The sequence below is a fragment of the Promicromonospora sp. NPDC023987 genome, from assembly GCF_040639055.1.
GTDB lineage: Bacteria > Actinomycetota > Actinomycetes > Actinomycetales > Cellulomonadaceae > Promicromonospora.
This window is the reverse complement of the sequence record NZ_JBEZZF010000092.1, coordinates 1-16,665: the sequence shown is the minus strand read 5'-3', so window position 1 is coordinate 16,665 and position 16,665 is coordinate 1. Positions and strand designations below refer to the sequence as shown.

At 74.1% G+C, this 16,665-nt stretch carries 16 protein-coding genes; 9 read left to right on the top strand and 7 right to left on the bottom strand.

Annotation, left to right across the window (positions count from 1 at the left end; all coding sequences use genetic code 11):
* Positions 1–61: 61 nt before the first annotated feature.
* Positions 62–1,693: a glycosyltransferase family 2 protein gene (locus AB0F40_RS25285; RefSeq protein WP_357474427.1), complete on the bottom strand. Its 1,632-nt coding sequence runs from the start codon at positions 1,691–1,693 to the stop codon at positions 62–64.
* A 131-nt stretch (positions 1,694–1,824) separates the two neighbouring features.
* Between AB0F40_RS25285 and AB0F40_RS25280 the strand changes: the two genes are divergently transcribed.
* The 5 genes from AB0F40_RS25280 to AB0F40_RS25260 all read left to right on the top strand — a co-directional run bounded on the left by AB0F40_RS25280 (position 1,825) and on the right by AB0F40_RS25260 (position 7,199).
* Positions 1,825–3,183 (top strand): sensor domain-containing protein, encoded by a 1,359-nt coding sequence (locus tag AB0F40_RS25280; protein ID WP_357474425.1) that lies wholly within the window; start codon positions 1,825–1,827, stop codon positions 3,181–3,183.
* A 53-nt stretch (positions 3,184–3,236) separates the two neighbouring features.
* Complete coding sequence (locus AB0F40_RS25275; protein ID WP_357474422.1) at positions 3,237–3,890, top strand: response regulator transcription factor; 654 nt, start codon at positions 3,237–3,239, stop codon at positions 3,888–3,890.
* A 241-nt stretch (positions 3,891–4,131) separates the two neighbouring features.
* Complete coding sequence (locus AB0F40_RS25270) at positions 4,132–5,103, top strand: alpha/beta hydrolase (RefSeq protein ID WP_357474419.1); 972 nt, start codon at positions 4,132–4,134, stop codon at positions 5,101–5,103.
* Positions 5,104–5,133: 30 nt separating this feature from the next.
* Complete coding sequence (locus AB0F40_RS25265) at positions 5,134–6,060, top strand: aminoglycoside phosphotransferase family protein (RefSeq protein WP_357474416.1); 927 nt, start codon at positions 5,134–5,136, stop codon at positions 6,058–6,060.
* A gap of 74 nt (positions 6,061–6,134) precedes the next feature.
* Complete coding sequence (locus tag AB0F40_RS25260; RefSeq protein ID WP_357474413.1) at positions 6,135–7,199, top strand: hypothetical protein; 1,065 nt, start codon at positions 6,135–6,137, stop codon at positions 7,197–7,199.
* A 33-nt stretch (positions 7,200–7,232) separates the two neighbouring features.
* Here AB0F40_RS25260 and AB0F40_RS25255 read toward each other — a convergent pair whose 3' ends face one another.
* The gene (locus AB0F40_RS25255; RefSeq protein WP_357474410.1) at positions 7,233–8,717 is read right to left on the bottom strand and encodes a gluconate:H+ symporter; all 1,485 of its coding nucleotides are present in this window, start codon (positions 8,715–8,717) and stop codon (positions 7,233–7,235) included.
* Positions 8,717–9,301, bottom strand: a complete 585-nt coding sequence (locus AB0F40_RS25250; RefSeq protein WP_357474430.1) for a gluconokinase — start codon at positions 9,299–9,301, stop codon at positions 8,717–8,719. The genes AB0F40_RS25255 and AB0F40_RS25250 overlap by 1 nt, the downstream gene beginning before the upstream one ends.
* Before the next feature lie 126 nt (positions 9,302–9,427).
* Here AB0F40_RS25250 and AB0F40_RS25245 point away from each other — a divergent pair, with 126 nt between their 5' ends.
* From AB0F40_RS25245 to AB0F40_RS25235, 3 genes are all read left to right on the top strand, one after another.
* Positions 9,428–10,114, top strand: coding sequence for an FCD domain-containing protein (locus AB0F40_RS25245; RefSeq protein ID WP_357474407.1), 687 nt, complete (start codon positions 9,428–9,430; stop codon positions 10,112–10,114).
* Between the two features lie 77 nt (positions 10,115–10,191).
* Positions 10,192–10,836 carry a hypothetical protein gene (locus AB0F40_RS25240; RefSeq protein WP_357474405.1) on the top strand — a complete coding sequence of 215 codons (645 nt, stop codon included), beginning with the start codon at positions 10,192–10,194 and terminating at the stop codon, positions 10,834–10,836.
* A 123-nt stretch (positions 10,837–10,959) separates the two neighbouring features.
* Positions 10,960–12,423, top strand: a complete 1,464-nt coding sequence (locus AB0F40_RS25235) for a PepSY-associated TM helix domain-containing protein (RefSeq protein ID WP_357474402.1) — start codon at positions 10,960–10,962, stop codon at positions 12,421–12,423.
* Positions 12,424–12,687: 264 nt separating this feature from the next.
* On the opposite strand, the gene AB0F40_RS25230 is transcribed toward AB0F40_RS25235, so the two are convergent.
* The 3 genes from AB0F40_RS25230 to AB0F40_RS25220 are packed head-to-tail and all read right to left on the bottom strand — an operon-like array spanning position 12,688 to position 14,769.
* Positions 12,688–13,155, bottom strand: coding sequence for a transcriptional regulator (locus tag AB0F40_RS25230; RefSeq protein ID WP_357474399.1), 468 nt, complete (start codon positions 13,153–13,155; stop codon positions 12,688–12,690).
* Entirely contained in the window at positions 13,152–14,042 is an 891-nt protein-coding gene (locus AB0F40_RS25225) for an alpha/beta hydrolase (RefSeq protein ID WP_357474396.1), read from the bottom strand. Before AB0F40_RS25225 ends, AB0F40_RS25230 begins: the two co-directional genes overlap by 4 nt.
* 52 nt (positions 14,043–14,094) lie before the next feature.
* Positions 14,095–14,769, bottom strand: a complete 675-nt coding sequence (locus tag AB0F40_RS25220; protein ID WP_357474393.1) for a helix-turn-helix domain-containing protein — start codon at positions 14,767–14,769, stop codon at positions 14,095–14,097.
* 215 nt (positions 14,770–14,984) lie between these two features.
* Here AB0F40_RS25220 and AB0F40_RS25215 point away from each other — a divergent pair, with 215 nt between their 5' ends.
* On the top strand, positions 14,985–15,389 hold the full coding sequence (locus AB0F40_RS25215) for a RidA family protein (protein ID WP_357474390.1): 405 nt from the start codon (positions 14,985–14,987) through the stop codon (positions 15,387–15,389).
* A 141-nt stretch (positions 15,390–15,530) separates the two neighbouring features.
* Here AB0F40_RS25215 and AB0F40_RS25210 read toward each other — a convergent pair whose 3' ends face one another.
* Positions 15,531–16,544 (bottom strand): zinc-dependent alcohol dehydrogenase family protein, encoded by a 1,014-nt coding sequence (locus tag AB0F40_RS25210; RefSeq protein WP_357474387.1) that lies wholly within the window; start codon positions 16,542–16,544, stop codon positions 15,531–15,533.
* Between the last annotated feature and the right edge of the window lie 121 nt (positions 16,545–16,665).

The following is a 16,665-nucleotide window of genomic DNA, read 5'->3' as shown; positions in this document are numbered from 1 at the left end:
CTTGTCGAGACCTACCCAGGTCTCGACAAGCTCGACCAGCGGGCACGCGGTGGCGGGGAGGCTACGGGCGTGCCGGGCGCCCGCCCAGCAGCGAGTAGCCGACGGCGGTGGCCGCCACGACGCAGAACACCCCCGCCGGTGCGACGGTCCCGCTCACCAGGACCGCCACCAGGATCGCGGCGGCCGCGGCGGCGAGCTCCGGGCGTCGTCGGCTGGCGGTGGTGCGCAGGCCCGCCCGGTCGTTGGCCTTGGGCGTGACCACGAACCGGGCACGCAGGCCGAGGCCCACCCGCAGGACCGCGCGGAGCGCGACGATCGCCACGGACGCGTAGAGCATCGCGCCGCGCAGGAGGAACAGGGACGCCGTCACCGGGCCGCGCCGCCTGGTGCGACGGATCGCCTCGGGCAGCAGGGGCACCGCCCCGAGGACCCCGAGCGACGCTCCCAGCGGCACCGGGATACCGGGCATCCGTTCGGTCGCCGCGGCCAGGGTGAAGCCGAACAGCGCGACCGTCATGGCGGCGCCGACGAGCGGCGAGGCGAGGTCCAGGAACACGTCGAGCCGGCGTGCGGGGCGCAGACGCGTGTCGAACAGCAGGCCGCGGTTGCGGCCGAGCAGCTGCATGGCGCCCTCGGTGAACTTGCCGAGCTGCGTGGTGAACGCCGTGTAGTCGGTGGGAGCGTCCTCGACGGACACAAGCTCCGGCACGTAGCGCACGGTGCGCCCGCGGCGCGCGAGCTCGAGCGTCAGCGCGGCGTCCTCCGCGACGACCTCCGGGAATCCGCCGGCGTCGCGCAGCGCGCTGACGTCGAGCAGGGCGCCGCGGCCCGCGAAGGTCGCCGTCCCGAACCGGGCCCGGCCCGCCGACGTCGCGCGCAGGTGGGCGTCGAACATGCCGCGGAAGTCGCGCACGAACCGGGTGTCGCCCCGCCGTGAGCGGATGGCGCCCTGCACCACCGCCACCCGGGGGTACGCATGGAGGTGGCGCAGCGCCGTCCGCACGAAGTCGGGGCCGATCTCCTGGTCGGCGTCGATGACGACGACGGCATCCACGCCGGCGGCGTGGTGGCGCAGGTAGTTGTTGAGGTTCCCGGCCTTGAACCCGCTGCGGTCCGCCCGCCGGACCACCTCGACCAGCCCCGGCCCGCCGCCGGCGACAGTGGCGGTGGCGGTTGCGGCAAAAGCGTCCACGGCGGCGCGGCCCTCGGCGCTGCGCGAGTCGTCGAGGACGACGGTCCGCGTGCGCGGGTGGGTCTGGCGCATGCTGCGCTCCACGACGTCGGCGCGGAAGTCGTCGGCGGTGGTGCAGAGCAGGGCGACCACCAGGCCGTCGAGCTCCGGGCGCGGTGCCCTGGCGCGCGTCCCGACCGACGGGTGCGCGCGCCGGGTGCCTGCGACCAGGACCACGGCGGCCCGGATGCCGACCAGCCAGGCCGCGGCGATGGCGACGGCGGCGAGCGTCGTCGTCGTCCACGTGGTGGGGGTCGACGGGCGGGTCGCCGCCGCGAGGGCGAGCCAGGCGACGGCGGCGAGTGCCGCCCAGGCCAGGGTGAGCGAGAGCGCGGGGCCGAGCGCGGAGAGCGCTCCGGGCGCACCCTCGCCTGGTCCGGCACGGCGGGGGCGACGGGGGCGACGGCCGGGCCGGGGGCCGGGCTCGTCCGGACGGGGTTCGTCGGGGCCGGTGGTCAGCATGCCCCCCATCCCACCGGCGGCGTGCGGGCAGGTCACTGGCGTGCGGACCAGGCCGGGGGTAGACCAGGCACTACCCCGCGGGTAGACCGACCGCTGTCCCGAGCCGGATTCGCCGGCGGTACCGTGACCGGGTGAGCCGCCCCGACCACCTCGCCGCCGCCCTGCGACGCCCGGGCTACCTCGTCTCGCGGTGGCCGCCGCGGGCGTGGCTGTTCACGCTCGTGAGCGCGCTGCTTCCCGGTCCCTTCGCCATCCTCCTGTTCAGCGGCATCCTCCAGGACCAGTCGCTGCGCTTCCTGGTGGGTGCGCTGGTCCTGCTCATGCTGGTGTGCAGCCCCCTGATCGCACGGTTCGACCGCGGCCGGGTCCGGCTGCTCGGCAAGGACGTGATCGCGGACCCGCACGTACCCACCGACCGGCGCGGTCTCGGCAGGGTGGTCTTCCGGCTGCGGGAGTCGGCGACATGGCGCGAGGTGGCCTACGTGCTCATCTCCATCCCGCTCGGCTGGGCGGGCGCCGCCGCCCAGATCCTCACCGTCTGGTCGGTGATCCTCGTGCTGAGCCTGCCGCGCCGCTTGACCGGGACGGAGAGGTTCTGGGCCGACAACCCGGAAGGCAACCTGCTCGGGCTGGTCGCCTCGGTGATCGGGTTCCCCGTCCTCGGGTACGTGCTCGGCCTCCTCGCCGAGGCGCAGGCCGCGCTCGGCCGGGCGCTCCTGGCACCCCGCGGCGCCGAGCTGCGCCGGCAGATCGAGCGCCTCACCGCCTCGCGCACCCGCCTCGTCCGGTCGTTCGAGGGCGACCTGCGGCGCATCGAGCGTGACCTGCACGACGGCGCCCAGCAGAAGCTGGTGACCCTCGCCATCGCCCTGGGCTCGGCGGACCTGGACGCCGAGGAGCTGGCGCGGGCCGGGGTCGACGTCGAGCGTCTGCGGGGGCACCTGGACCGGGCCCACGACCTCGCGGAGGCCGCGCTCGAGGACCTGCGCTCGACCGTGCGCGCCATCCATCCGCGCGTGCTCGCAGACCACGGGCTGACGGCGGCCGTGCACGAGCTGACCTCCCGGATGCCGGTCCCGGTGGCCCTGGAGAGCAGCGTCGAGGAGCGCTTCGACACGGAGATCGAGCTGTGCGCCTACTTCGTGGTCAGCGAGGCGCTGACGAACATCGCGCGGCACAGCCGGGCGCACGCCGCGGAGGTTCGCCTGGACCGCGACGGCGAGCTGCTGGTGGTCCGGGTGCACGACGACGGTGTCGGCGGCGCGGACTTCCGGTCCGGGACCGGGCTCGCCGGGCTGCGCGAGCGTGCGGAGGCCACGCAGGGGAGCCTGACGGTGACCAGTCCGGCCGGCGGGCCGACGACGGTCGCGCTGCTCCTGCCGGCCCGTGCGCCGCGAGCCGGGTCGAGCGTGGAGCGGCCGGACGCCGTGCCGGGCGCCGTGCCGACCGCCGTGCCGACCGCCGTGCCGACCGTGACGGATGCCGCGTGACACGTGACACGTGACACGTGGCGGAGACTGTGTGACATGCGGATGGTGGTGACATGCGGATAGTGCTGGCCGAGGACTCGATCCTGCTGCGCGAGGGCCTGGTCGGACTGCTCGAACGCGTGGGGCACGAGGTGGCGCACGTGACGGACGACGCGGACGAGCTCGTGCGCCTGGTGCTGGCGGACGGCGCGCACGGCGAGCTGCCCGACCTGGTGATCACCGACGTCCGGATGCCACCGCGGCTGCAGAACGACGGGATCGACGCCGCCGCTGAGCTCCGGCGGCACCACCCGGCGCTGCCGGTGGTCCTCCTGTCGCAGTACGTCGCCGACGCCTACGCGCGGGACCTGCTCTCTGGCTCGTCGGGCGGGATCGGCTACCTGCTCAAGGACCGGATCGGGCGCGTGAGCGACGTCATGGCGTCCCTGGAGGTCGTGGCGGCCGGCGGCACGGTCATCGACCCACAGATCGTCCGGTCGCTGCTCGACCGCAGCTCGTCGCCGCTCGGCACCCTGACGCCGCGCGAGCGCGAGGTGCTCGCCCTGATGGCAGAGGGCCGGTCGAACCCGGAGATCGCCGAACGGCTCGTCGTCAGCGACGCGGCGGTGGCCAAGCACATCGGCAACGTCTTCGCCAAGCTCGGGCTCACCGTCGACGACGCGGGCCACCGCCGCGTGCGGGCGGTGCTGGCGTACCTGCGCGGCTGAGTACCTGCCCGGCTGAGTACGTGCGCGGCTGAGTACGTGCGCGACCGAGTACCCGCTCGACCGAGTACCTGCACCGCCCGGTGGCGGTGTGCCCGTGTGCACCCGCCGGATGGCGGCCGGCCCGCCCCGAGACCGCCCCGTTCGGCGGATGATCTCCGGGTGCCGGCGGCGGAGACTGAGGGTGCGGAGACAGGCACCGCACCCCGACCTTCCGTACAGGACCTGGATCAGAGGAGATCTCATGGCCGATACCGTGAAGAGGCCCCCGTTCGACCCCGAGCTCGAGGCGACGCTCACGCTGCTGGCGGAGCAGCTGCCGCCGACCATCACGCCCGAGATGATCCCGCTGCTGCGCCAGGGCGCGCCTGCGCTCGACGCGAACGTCGACGACGCGCTCACCGCGGCGGGCGTCGAGCGCCGGGACGTGAGCATCCCCGGGCACGGCGGCGACGAGATCGAGGTGAGCGTGCTGCGTCGCCAGGGCCGGACCGGCGTCGGGCCAGGGATCTATCACACCCACGGCGGCGGGATGATCATGGGCGACCGGTTCGTGGGGCTGGACCAGCTCCTGAGCTGGATCGCCGACTTCGACGCCGTCGTGGTCACGGTCGACTACCGCCTCGCGCCGGAGTTCCCCGACCCCTACCCGGTGCGCGACTGCTACGCGGGACTGGTCTGGACGGCGGAGCATGCCGAGGAGCTGGGCATCGACGTCGACCGCCTCGTCATCGCCGGGGCCAGCGCGGGTGGCGGGCTCGCCGCCGGGACGGCGCTGCTCGCCCGCGACGAGGGCGGCCCGGCCCTGGCCGGGCAGGTGCTGGTCTACCCCATGCTGGACGACCGGGACCAGACGGTCTCCACCGCGCAGATCGACGGCGTCGGCGTGTGGGACCGAGGGTCGAACGTCACGGGGTGGTCGGCGCTCCTGGGCGACCGGCGGGGGACCGACGACGTCTCGGTCTACGCGGCGCCGGCCCGGGCCACGGATCTGTCGGGTCTGCCGCCGGCCTTCATCGACTGCGGCAGCGCGGAGGTCTTCCGCGACGAGGATGTCGCGTACGCCACAGCGCTGTGGCACGCGGGCGTCCAGGCCGAGCTGCACGTATGGCCAGGTGGGTTCCACGGTTTCGACATGATGGCGCCGCACAGCGTGCTCGCCAAGGCGATGCGCGCGGCGCGCGACTCCTGGCTGGCGCGCGCGTTCGGTGTCTGAGGCCCGTTTCGGAACGTACCGTTGCTTCGTATGAGCCACGGCAACGTCACGATCACGGCGGACCTGGTCCGGGACCTGCTGCGCGAGCAGCACCCGGACCTGGCGGACCGCCCGGTGCGCCTCGGCGCGAAGGGGTGGGACAACCAGCTGTGGCGGCTCGGCGACGATCTCGCCGTACGGCTGCCCTGGGCCACGGAGTCCGCGGACGTGCTCCTGCGCAAGGAGCACGCGTGGGTGCCCGGCCTCGCGCAGCGGCTCCCGCTGCCTGTCCCGGTGCCGCAGCGGCTGGGCGAGCCGGCCGAGCTGTTCCCGCGCTCCTGGATCGTCACCACCTGGGTGCCGGGCACACCGGCGGACCACGCCCCGGCGACCCGGGCCGTCGAGGCGGCGGAGGCGCTGGCCGCGTTCCTGTCGGCGCTCCACCGGCCCGCACCGGACGGGGCGCCGGCCGGCCGGAGCCGCGGCGGGCCGCTGGGTGAGCGCGCGGGGGAGTTCACCGAACGGCTCGCCGCCGCCGTCGAGCTGGAGCTCGTCGCCGACCCGGCCGCGGTGCGCGCGGTCTGGGACGACGCGGTGGCCGCTGCCGACTGGGCGGGCCCGCCGGTATGGCTCCACGGCGACCTGCACGCGGCCAACATCCTCACCGCTGACGGCACCTTCTGCGGCGTCATCGACTTCGGTGACCTGTGCGCGGGCGACCCGGCCACCGACCTGGCCGCGGTGTGGGCGCTGCTGCCGGACGGCGCCGCGGAGACCTTCCATGCCGCGTACCGGCCCGGCGTGGGCGGCGGCACGGATCCCGCGACGCTCCGGCGCGCCCGCGGCTGGGCGCTGCTCGCCGCGCTGAGCGGCATCCTCATCGGCGAGGCAGGCACCACCGGCCGCCCGGGCGGCAAGCAGTCGTGGGGCCCGCCGGCGCACTCGGCGATGCGCCGTCTCCTGGAGACGGCCGGCTGACCGGTCGTGCCCGGCGCGGGTCTCGCCGGCCGGGCACGCCGTAGAGTGTGCGCACACGCGCGATGGAGCGAACTATGCAAGAGCTCGTGGGTCGCCTGACCGCCCTGGATCCCGAGGCCAGCGAGACCCTCAAGGTCGTGGCCTACTTCGACGTGCTGGTCGCGGGCGGGGTCGGGCTCGCGGCCCTGCTCCGGGGCGCGGCGGTGCTCAGCGGGGCCGTCGCCGGTGCGGTCGACGGCCGGCGGACCTATCGCATCGGGCCCGACGGCGACCGGCTGACCGACGGCCCCGCGACCGACGGCCCCGCGACCGGGCGCGCCGAGGGCGCCGGGCACGCCGAGCTCCAGCCGCGGTGGCCGACCAGCACCATCAGCAACGGCCGCGTCTGGCTCGAGCGCCACGGGTCGCCGCACGCCAACGACGCGATGGTCGTCGAGCGACTGGCGCTCGCGGTCGACCTGGTCGCGGCGCGTCACCCGGGCCGTGCGGACAGCTCCCTCGAGACGGCGCTGGACGCCACCCGCGACACGGCCGAGCGTCGGGTCGCGCTGTCGCGGCTCCGGCTCGATCCCGCACGAGAGGTCCGTGTGGTCGTGCGCCCGGTCTCGCACCCGGCGTCGCGCCCGGTCTCGCACCTGGTCTCGCACCCGGTGTCGGCCGCCCCGTCGACCGTGGTGGCCACCTCCTACGGCCTGCTCCGGGCGGTGGTGCTCGGCCACGACGAGCAGCTCTCCGGACCCGCCGGCGTGGGGCTCCGGCGGCGTGCCGACGAGCTCCCGGAGTCCTTCCGCACGGCCGTGCTCGCCCTGCGGCTGCTGCCGGCGGACGACGCGGTCGTGGATGCCACGGACCTCGGCGTCGTCCTGACCGCGGTCAGCGTCCTCGAGCCGGTCGCCGCCCAGCAGCCGGACGTCGTGGCGCTCGCGCGGCTCGACCGCCGCACCCGCGCGGTGCTCGACGAGCTCGCCGGGTCGGAGAGCGTCCGCGCCGCGGCGGCGGCCCTTGGGATGCACCACTCGACGCTCCAGGTGCGGCACGACGCCCTGACGAGCGAGCTGGGCTACGACCCCAGGTCCCTCGACGGCCGCGCGCGGTACCGGGTCGCCCGGCTGCTGCTACGGCTCGTCGAGGAGGCCTGAGCGCTGGCTCGCGCGGCCAGGGCGGGGCCGGCGCTAGACGACCGCCCCGAGGAGGAGCACCACCAGGAGCGCGACGACCGACAGCACCGACTCCATGAGGGTCCAGGTCTTGAACGTCTGGCCCACCGTCATGCCGAAGTACTCCTTGACGAGCCAGAACCCGGCGTCGTTCACGTGGGAGAGGAACACGGAGCCCGCGCCGATGGCGAGCACGAGCAGCGCCGCGTGGGTGGGCTCCAGGCCGGTGGCGAGAGGCGCCATGATGCCGGCCGCCGTGATGGTCGCGACGGTGGCGGAGCCGGTGGCGATGCGGATCAGCGCGGCGACGAGCCAGCCGGCCAGGAGCGGGGTGATCCCGGCGTCGGCGATGCCGGAGGCGATGACCTCGCCGACGCCCGAGTCGACGAGTGTCTGCTTGAAGCCGCCGCCGGCGCCGACGATGAGCAGGATCCCCGCGATCGGCGCGAACGACGAGCCGACCAGGTCGCCGAGCTGCTGACGCGTGCGCCCGACGGCGGTGCCGAAGGCGACCAGTGCGAAGAGCGCCGTGAGGAGCAGGGCGACGAGCGGCTCGCCGAGGAACTCCAGCACGGTCCCGTAGCCGGTCTCGGTGGCGCCCGCGATCTCGACGACGGAGCGCGCCAGCATGAGCAGCACGGGCAGGAGCACGACCAGCACCGACATGCCGAAGGTGGGCTTGCGCAGGCCGGCGGTGGCGTTCGGCAGACCGGCGCCGGGCGCGCCGTCGGACGTGCGCGGGTCGGACGCGCCGTCCGACGTGCCAGGGCCGGACATGCCCAGGATGCTGACGGGCGGCGCGAGCCGCACCCAGCGCGTGAGCGGGATGGCGAGCAGCGGACCCGCGACGACCACCGTGGGGACCGCGACGAGCAGGCCGAGCCCGAGCGTGATGCCCAGGTCGGCGCCGAGGGCCTCGATCGCCAGGAGCGGCCCCGGGTGCGGCGGCACGAGACCGTGCAGCGCGGAGAGCCCGGCGAGCGCCGGGATGCCGACCAGGACGGGGTTGGCGCGCAGACGGCGCGCCACGATCATCACGACCGGGATGAGCAGTACGACGCCGACCTCGAAGAACAGCGGGATGCCCACCACGAAGGCGATGAGGGCCATGGCCCACGGCAGCCGCCTGGCCGGGGTCCGGTCGAGGATCGTGTCGACGATCCGGTCGGCGCCGCCCGAGTCGATGAGCAGCTTGCCGATGATCGCGCCGAGCGCGATGAGCACGCCGACGCCGGCGACGGTGGACCCCAGGCCCGCCGAGAAGCTGGTGAACGTGTCGGTGAGGCCGATGCCTGCCACCACCGCGAGCACACCGGACCCGAGCACCAGGGCCAGGAACGGGTGCATCTTGAGCCAGACGATGAGCACGATGATGACGGCGATGCCGGCCACCGCCGCGATGACGAGCTGTGGTGTCGAGGCCGTCGGGGCGGCAGCGGCCGCCTGGGGGAGGGCGGCCGCTGCTACGGCGCCCTGGGTGAGCAGGTCGGTGTGGAACATCAGCGGTCCTCGGTCTCGGTGGCGGAGGTGGCGCGCTCGTCCAGGAGGCGCAGGACCTCGTCGACGATCTGGTCCGGCCGCGGGCCGACGTCGACGGCCACGCCCGGTTCGTCGTCGGCGAGCGGCTCCAGCGTGGCGAGCTGGCTGTCGAGCATCTCGGGCTTCATGAAGTGCCCGGCGCGGCCCTGGATGCGCTCGCGGAGCAGGTCGTACGAGCCGGTGAGGTGCACGAACCGCACGTCGCCTGCGCTCTCCAGCAGGTCGCGGTAGCTGCGCCGGAGGGCGCTGCACGGCACGACCGCGCTGCGCCCCTCGCCGAGCTCCGCCGCGAACCAGTCCCGGATCCCGCGCAGCCACGGCCAGCGGTCGTCGTCGTCGAGCGCGTGGCCGGCGGCCATCTTGGCGACGTTCGCGGGCGAGTGGAAGTCGTCGCCCTCCGCGAACGACGCGCCGAGGCGCCCGGCCAGGAGGGCGGCGACGGTCGTCTTGCCCGAACCGGCCACGCCCATGACGACGATCGCCCGGGGTCTGCGGTCCGTGCCGCTGCCGGATGTCCCGTCGGTTGTTGTCTGGGTCGAGAACATCGCTGTCTCGGTGACGTCTGTGTCCATCCGTCCATCCTCAACCATTGGTGACACCATTGATGCGTGATTCATCTCACCAATAGACGCCGGTCCGACGGAGACCGGGGACCGCTCTATCCTTGGACGATGCCTCCAGTGCTGCACAGCCCGGTCCTCGAAGCCCTGGGCCGCCGCATCACCGGTGGTGAGCTGACTGCCGGCGCGGTGCTGACGCTGGACGGGATCGGCGCCGAGTTCGAGGTGTCGCGCACGGTCGCGCGCGAGGCGATGCGGCTGCTCGAAGGGCTCGGTCTGGTCCGTTCCGGCCCTCGCGTCGGCATCGTCGTCCTGCCGCACGACGCCTGGAACGTGCTCGACCCCCGGGTCATCGAGTGGCGGCTGGCCGGGCCGGGCCGCGCCTCGCAGCTGCGCTCGCTCACCGAGCTGCGGCAGGCGGTCGAACCTCTCGCCGCGGCGTGCGCGGCGCGGGGCGCCTCTGCCGCAGTTCGCGACGAGCTGGTCGCTACCGCACGCCGGCTGCGCGAGCTCGGTGAGGCCGGGCACGGCGACGGCGAGGAGTTCCTCGAGCTGGACATCCGGCTGCACGAGCTCCTCATGCGGTCCAGCGGCAACGAGCTGTTCAGCGCGCTCGCCGACGTCGTCGCCGTCGTCATCTCCGGACGCACCCACCTCGGCCTGATGCCGGCCCACCCCGAGCCCGAGGCCCTGGACGCCCACGAGGCGGTGGCGCTCGCCGTCGCCAGGGGCGACGGCGCGGCCGCCGAGGAGGCGATGGCGCGGATCGTCCGCGAGGTGCGTGGCGCGCTCGGATAGGCCCGTGGGCTCCGGTAGGACCACTTAATCGTTGTGGGCCCTGGGCGGACAGGACCCTTGTGCACCAGAATGTCGGCGTGCACCCGACCCCGCCCCGACGGCTCCGCGACGCGCGGGGCCCCGTCGTGGCGTCGGTGGCGACCGCGGCAGCGCTGCTGTCTCACCTCCTGGGTGGCGGCGCGATGCCGGGCTGGCTCGGGATCGTCGTGCCAGGGGTGCTGTCGCTCACGGTGTGCACGGCACTCGCGGCCCGGCGGCTCTCGCTGTGGCGCACCACCGCGTCCGTCGCGCTGAGCCAGGTCCTGTTCCACACGCTGTTCGTGCTGGGGGCGCCGGCCGGTCCGGGACCTTCGGGTGCTCCGGGGCACCCGGGAGCGTCGGGCGTGCCGCACGGGGCCCACGAGCAGCTCCCGCCGTCGTCCGGGGGCTCGCCCTTCGAGCTGATCAGCGCCGACGTGGCCATGTGGTGCTGGCACGGCGTCGGCGCGGCGGTGACCGTCGCCGCCCTGTACTGCGGTGAACGGGTGCTGTCCCGCCTGCGTGAGCTCGCGGCGGACCTGGCCGGCTGGCTGCGCGGGCGCCTCACCGTCCCCGCCGACGCCGCCGCGCCGTTCCCTGTCGTCCGGTTGACGGCGCCCGACTGGTTCACCGGTTCCTTCCCCGCTCGTCCTGAGGTGTCGGAGTCGCGGCGGCGCGGACCGCCGGCCGCGCCCGCGATCTGACCTTTCCGAGCATCGAGCCCGCTCACGGGCACCGAGCGGCTCCGCCACGCCCGCCGTCCTGCCTGGACGCGCCCGGGCGGGGAGCCGTCGATGCTGCCCTCAGGACCTGAAAGCGACCCCCTCATGACCACTACCGTCTCCGTCACACCCGAGACCGACCGAGAACGTCCCCGTCCGCCGGGGGGCGACCGCCCCCACGGCAGGCCCCGCTGGTTCGGCGCCCTGCTGCTCCGGCTGCACTTCTACGCCGGTCTCCTCGTGGGGCCGTTCATCCTCGTCGCCGCGGCCAGCGGCGCGCTGTACGCCCTGACGCCCGCGATCGAGCAGGGCGTCTACCGGCACGAGCTGCACGCCCCCGTCACGGACACGCGGCTGACCCTGGCCGAGCAGACCGAGATCGCCAGGGACCACATCGGCGACGCCGCGGCGACGCCGTCGGCGGTGCGCCCTGCTCCCGAGCCGGGCGACACCACCCGGATCATGTTCGCCGACGACGAGCTCGACGAGAGCGAGTCCCGCGCCGTGTTCGTCGACCCCGGCACCGGTGAGGTCCGCGGCGACCTCACGGTCTACGGCACCAGCGGTGCCCTGCCGCTGCGCACCTGGCTGGACCAGCTGCACCGCAACCTCCACCTGGGCGACGTCGGCCGCCTCTACAGCGAGCTCGCCGCCTCGTGGCTCGGGATCGTGGCGGTCGCGGGCCTCGGGCTCTGGATCCGGCGCATCCGGAAGTCCCGCAGCAAGAAGGACTTCGTGCGGCCCGGTCGCGGGCGAACGGGCTACCGGCGCCTGTTCACCTGGCACACCTCCGTCGGCATCTGGGTGCTGCTGGGGGCGCTGTTCCTCTCGGCGACGGGCATCACCTGGTCGCAGCACGCGGGCAGCAACGTGGACACCCTGCGGGCGGCGTTCGACTGGAGCACGCCCGGCGTGGACGCGCGGCTGCCCGGCGGCGGCGCGGATGCCGGCGGCGCGGATGCCGGCGGGGCGGATGCCGGCGGGGCCGATCCCGCCCTGCTCGACGCGGTCCTCGCCACCGCGCAGGCGGTGAACATCAACACCGGCCTGGTCGAGATCACGCCGCCGGCCGAGCCCGGTACCGCCTGGGTGGTGCAGGAGATCCAGCGCAGCTATCCGACCGAGGTCGACGCGGTGGCGGTCGACCCCGACACGATGCAGGTCGTCCACCGCCTCGACTTCGCCGAGTTCCCGCTGGCGGCGAAGCTCGCGCGCTGGGGGATCGACGCCCACATGGGCTCGCTGTTCGGCCTGCCGAACCAGCTGGTGCTGTTCCTCCTCGCGAGCGGCATCGCCACGATGGTGGTGCTGGGCTACCTCATGTGGTGGAAGCGGCGTCCGACGCGCGAGCCGCGCACGCTGGGCGGGACCCCGCCGCAGCGGGGCGTGCTGCGCGGTGCGCCGTGGTGGGGGATCGCCGCCGTGCTCGGGGCGGCGGTCGCCATCGGCTGGTGGCTGCCGCTGGTCGGCTGGACGCTCGCCGGGTTCGTCGTCGCGGACGTCCTGGTCGGCCTCCTCCGAAGGCCGGGCCGGTCGGGGGCTGAGGCGAGGCCGGGCCAGCCGGGGTGAGGTAAGGCCGGACAGGTCGGGGGTGAGGTAATCGCTGAGCGTAGGTGCCGGGCCTGCTGAATATCGTTCACCTTGGCCCCGTCTGATTCACCAGGGCTGAACAGTTCAGGTGAGCCGGAAGAGACCAGCCTGAGGTGAACAGGATTCAGCCCACCCGGCACCTGCCACAACAGCACACCATGCCCCCGCCGCGTCGAGATGCGAGTTGGCCCGCCCGCCCGCCCGGCCTGCCAGCACGCCCGGCCTGCCTGGTCCGGCAGAGCGTCAGTCGCGGTCGCGGAGCATGCGCTCGCCGGCGTCGACGTAGGCCTCGAAGAGGTCGGTCACCGCGTCCAGGCGGCTCGCGGCGCGGGCGTCCTCCGTGAGGTTCCGGCCGGACCGGAGGGTGCGGATGAACGCGCGCGAACGCTCCTGACTGGCCGCGAGCAGCTGCTCGAAGCCGCCGGCTGCCTCGATGAGGAGTCGGCGGCTGCCGGGCTGCGGGATCGTCCGGGCCAGGCCCCAGGAGACCAGCTCCCGCATGGCGGTGCTCACCGCGCCCGCGCTGAGCCGGAGCTCGGCGCGGAGCTCGTCGGACGACGCAGGGGCCGCGCGGGTCAGCAGGTAGCCGTAGGTGCGCCCGGTGGACCGGGAGAGGTTCCAGGACGCGAGGGTGTCGCCCATCGCGTTGACGAACTGCTCGCGCTCCTCGTGACGCTCGTCGTCGTGCTGGTCGTCGAGCCGGTCGGTCATGTTGTGGCCGGGCTCTCGTCGGTCCTTGCGCCCATGGTCGCCAGAAGCGCCAGAAGAGTTTCGTTCACGGCGTCCGGTGCGTCGAGCGTGAGGATGTGCCCCGCGTCCGCGACGACCTGCTCGGTGACGCCCTCGGCCGCGGCCCAGCGGGGCATGGCGGTGGCGATGTTCCCCGTGCGGTCCCCAGCGCCCCGGACGAGGCCGAGCGGGACCGGCGTGCGGTAGCCCGGCTGCGGGTCGACGAGGCTGACGGTGGCCCGCCAGACGTCGAGGAACCGCTCCTTCGGCATCCGCGCGAACACTGCCTCGGCGTGCGCGACCGCGGCCGGACGCAACGCCGACGCGCGGGCCATCAGCCCCGGCAACCGGGACGCCGGGATCGCCGAGAGCATGGGGGCGGCGAAATGGAGCGCCAGCCGTTCGAGGCGGCCGAGCGGGCCGGCGTTCCAGGCCGAGTCGAGGACCACGAGGCCGCCGACCCGCTCCGGTGCCCTCCGCACGAGCGCCTGCGCGAGGTTGCCGCCGAGCGAGTGTCCGACGAGCACCGGCCGGTCGCGCCGCGGGTCATCACGCTGGAGGCCATCGGGTCGGTGCTCGTCGGACCGGTGCTCGTCGAGCCCGAGCCGGTCGAGCAGCGCCGCCAGGTCGTCGAGCGCGTCGTCGGCGGTGAACCGGGTCCCGGGGTCCAGCGCGGAGGTGCCGTGCCCGCGCAGATCCCAGACGACCACGCGGTAGCCGGCGTCGCGCAGGACTGGGAGCTGGGGCTCGAACATCGTGTGGTCGACGCCGGCGCCGTGGCTGAGCACCACGGGACGCCCAGGACCGCCGGAGTCGGCGAACCGGATCGTGGCGCCGGGGCGGGGGAGGGCCTCCGGCAAATTCACCATTCTCTGAATATACTGCACGACAGTGGGCCGGTGGCAGCCCTGCCGGAGCGGGTCAGCGCATGGCGGCCATCAGCGGGAGCCGCACGGCGGGCGGCAGCGGTCCGACGGTCGGGCGGGCGCTGATCGACTGGATCACCAGCGCCGCGAACCGGCGCGACACCGCGGCCGCGGCCGCACGCGAGCTGGCCCGGATGCCGGAGTTGGCCATGATCAGCATGATCAGGTCGTCCAGCACGAAGTCGCGGCGCAGGTCGCCGGAGTCCTTGGCGCGCTGGACCAGCTCGGCCAGCGACCGCATGACCCTGGTGCGCTCCGCCGTGAAGTCGACGGCCCGAGGGAAGGCCGTGACGAACGCGGCGGTGAAGCCACGGTCGAGAGCGTGCAGGACGCACACCTGCTCGATCACCGTGCGGAGCCCGCGCCACGGGTCGGCATCCGCGAGCCCGTCCCCGACGATCGTGGTGCACCGCACCATCTGCTCGCCGAACGCCTCGGTGACCAGCGCCTCCTTGGTCGGGAAGCGCCGGTACAGCGTCGCCGGGCCGACGCCGGCGCGCCGCGCCACCTCGCGCATCGAGACGCCGATGCCCTCCGCCGCGAACGTCGTGCGGGCCACCTGAAGGATGCGCTCGCGGTTGTCGCGCGCGTCGGAACGCAGGTCGCGGGCCGGGCGGGGGCCGGGCACGTCGGGTGCCGGTGCCGGTGCCTGGGTCAAGGGGTTCGTCATCTCTCTCACTTCGCCGAAACGGACGGGCTGTTCCACTAGCGTCTCGACCATGATCGCACCCGGCCGTATCCGGCGACCCGGCATCGGTGGTCACCATCGCCGATCTCCTCGCCCACGAGCACAGCGAGGGCCGGCGCGTGCGAGGAGGATCGTGGTGACATCCTGACCGGCGAAATCCATCGCGCGGCGGGCCGGTCCCTTGCCAGACTCCGGCCATGCGGATCAGCCGAATACAGTCCGACGAGCTCCACCCCACGCCCGGCTACCACCACGTGACGATCGTCGAGGCCGACCGGACCGCCTACCTCGCAGGCCAGTGCCCGCTCGACGCGTCAGGGGCCGTCGTCGGGACGGGCGACCTCATGGCGCAGGTGGACCAGGTGGCGGCCAACGCGCTGGCGGCACTGTCCGCCGCCGGGGCCACGCCGGGCGACGTCGTCCGCTCCGTCATCTATGTCGCGAGCGACCGCACCGCCGAGCTCGCGGCAGTGTGGGACCGGCTGAACGCCGGGCCGATCGCCGAGGCGTTCACCACGGCGAGCACCCTCCTGGGCGTCGCGGCCCTCGGGTTCCCCGGCCAGCTGGTCGAGGTCGACCTGACGGCGGCGCTCGCAGGCTGAGCGGTATCCAGATGACCATGTAGCTGCTGCCAGATCAGGTGTCGAACTGGCAGCAGCTACATGGTCATCGGCTCCGCGTCGGCTCCGCGTCGGCTCCGCGTCGGCTCCGCGTCGGCTCCGCGTCGGTCCGCGCCGCGCGGGTCAGTTCTGTAGGAGCACCTTGATCGCGCGCCGCTCGTCCATCGCGCGGTAGGCGTCGGCCACCTCGGACAGCGGCAGGGTGAGGTCGAAGACCTTCCCCGGGTCGATCTCGCGCTTCCACACCAGGTCCAGCAGATGCGGAAGATAGGCGCGCACGGGAGCGACGCCGCCCTTGATGCCCTTGTTCCCCCAGAACAGCGTGTCGGTGGGCAGGTCGCCGTGCGGTACACCGACCAGGCCGATCGTGCCGCCCGGCCGGACCAGCTCCACCGACTGCGCCCGGGCCTCCTCGGTGCCGACGCACTCCAGCACGGCGTCCGCGCCGATGCCCTCGGTGAGCTCGAGCACCTTGGCGAGGCCCTCCGCGCCGCGCTCCGCGACGACGTGGGTCGCGCCGAACTCCTCGGCGACCCGCTGGCGCGGCTCGTGCCTGCTCATGGCGATGATCGTCGTCGCGCCGAGCTGCGCCGAGGCGAGAACGCCGCTCAACCCGACGGCGCCGTCGCCCACCACCACGACGCTCGATCCCGGCCCGACCCCGGCGGAGACTGCCGCGTGCCAGCCGGTGCACATCACGTCGGAAAGGCTCAGCAGGCTCGGGATCAGGTCGGCGTCCGGCTCGCCCGGGGTGGCGAGCAGGGTGCCGTCCGCGTTGGGGATCCGGATCTTCTCGGCCTGGCAGCCGTCGAAGCCGCCCCCGTGCAGGCAGTTGGCCTGCATGCCCTTGCGGCACACCGCGCAGGTGTTGTCGCTGTGCAGGAACCCGCCGACGACGAAGTCGCCCGGCTTGACGGTGGTGACGGCCGGCCCGACCTCCTCGACGACCCCGACGTACTCGTGGCCGATCGGTGTGGGCCGCTTGACCTGTGAGATGCCCCGGTAGCGCCACAGATCCGAGCCGCACACGCAGGAGGCGACGGTACGGACGACGGCGTCGGTGGGCTCCACGATGACGGGATCTGGCCGCTCCTCGAAGCGGACGTCCCCGGGGCCATGAATGATTGCTCCTCGCATGCGCCCCATTCAACACGTGCTGCGCAAGGGCGGATGCCGGTCGAGGTCTCGTGGTCGGTAGAACGTCAGGTGATCGGCACTCCCGGAGTGCCGATCCAGGGCGTGGTCCCGCCGGCGCAGT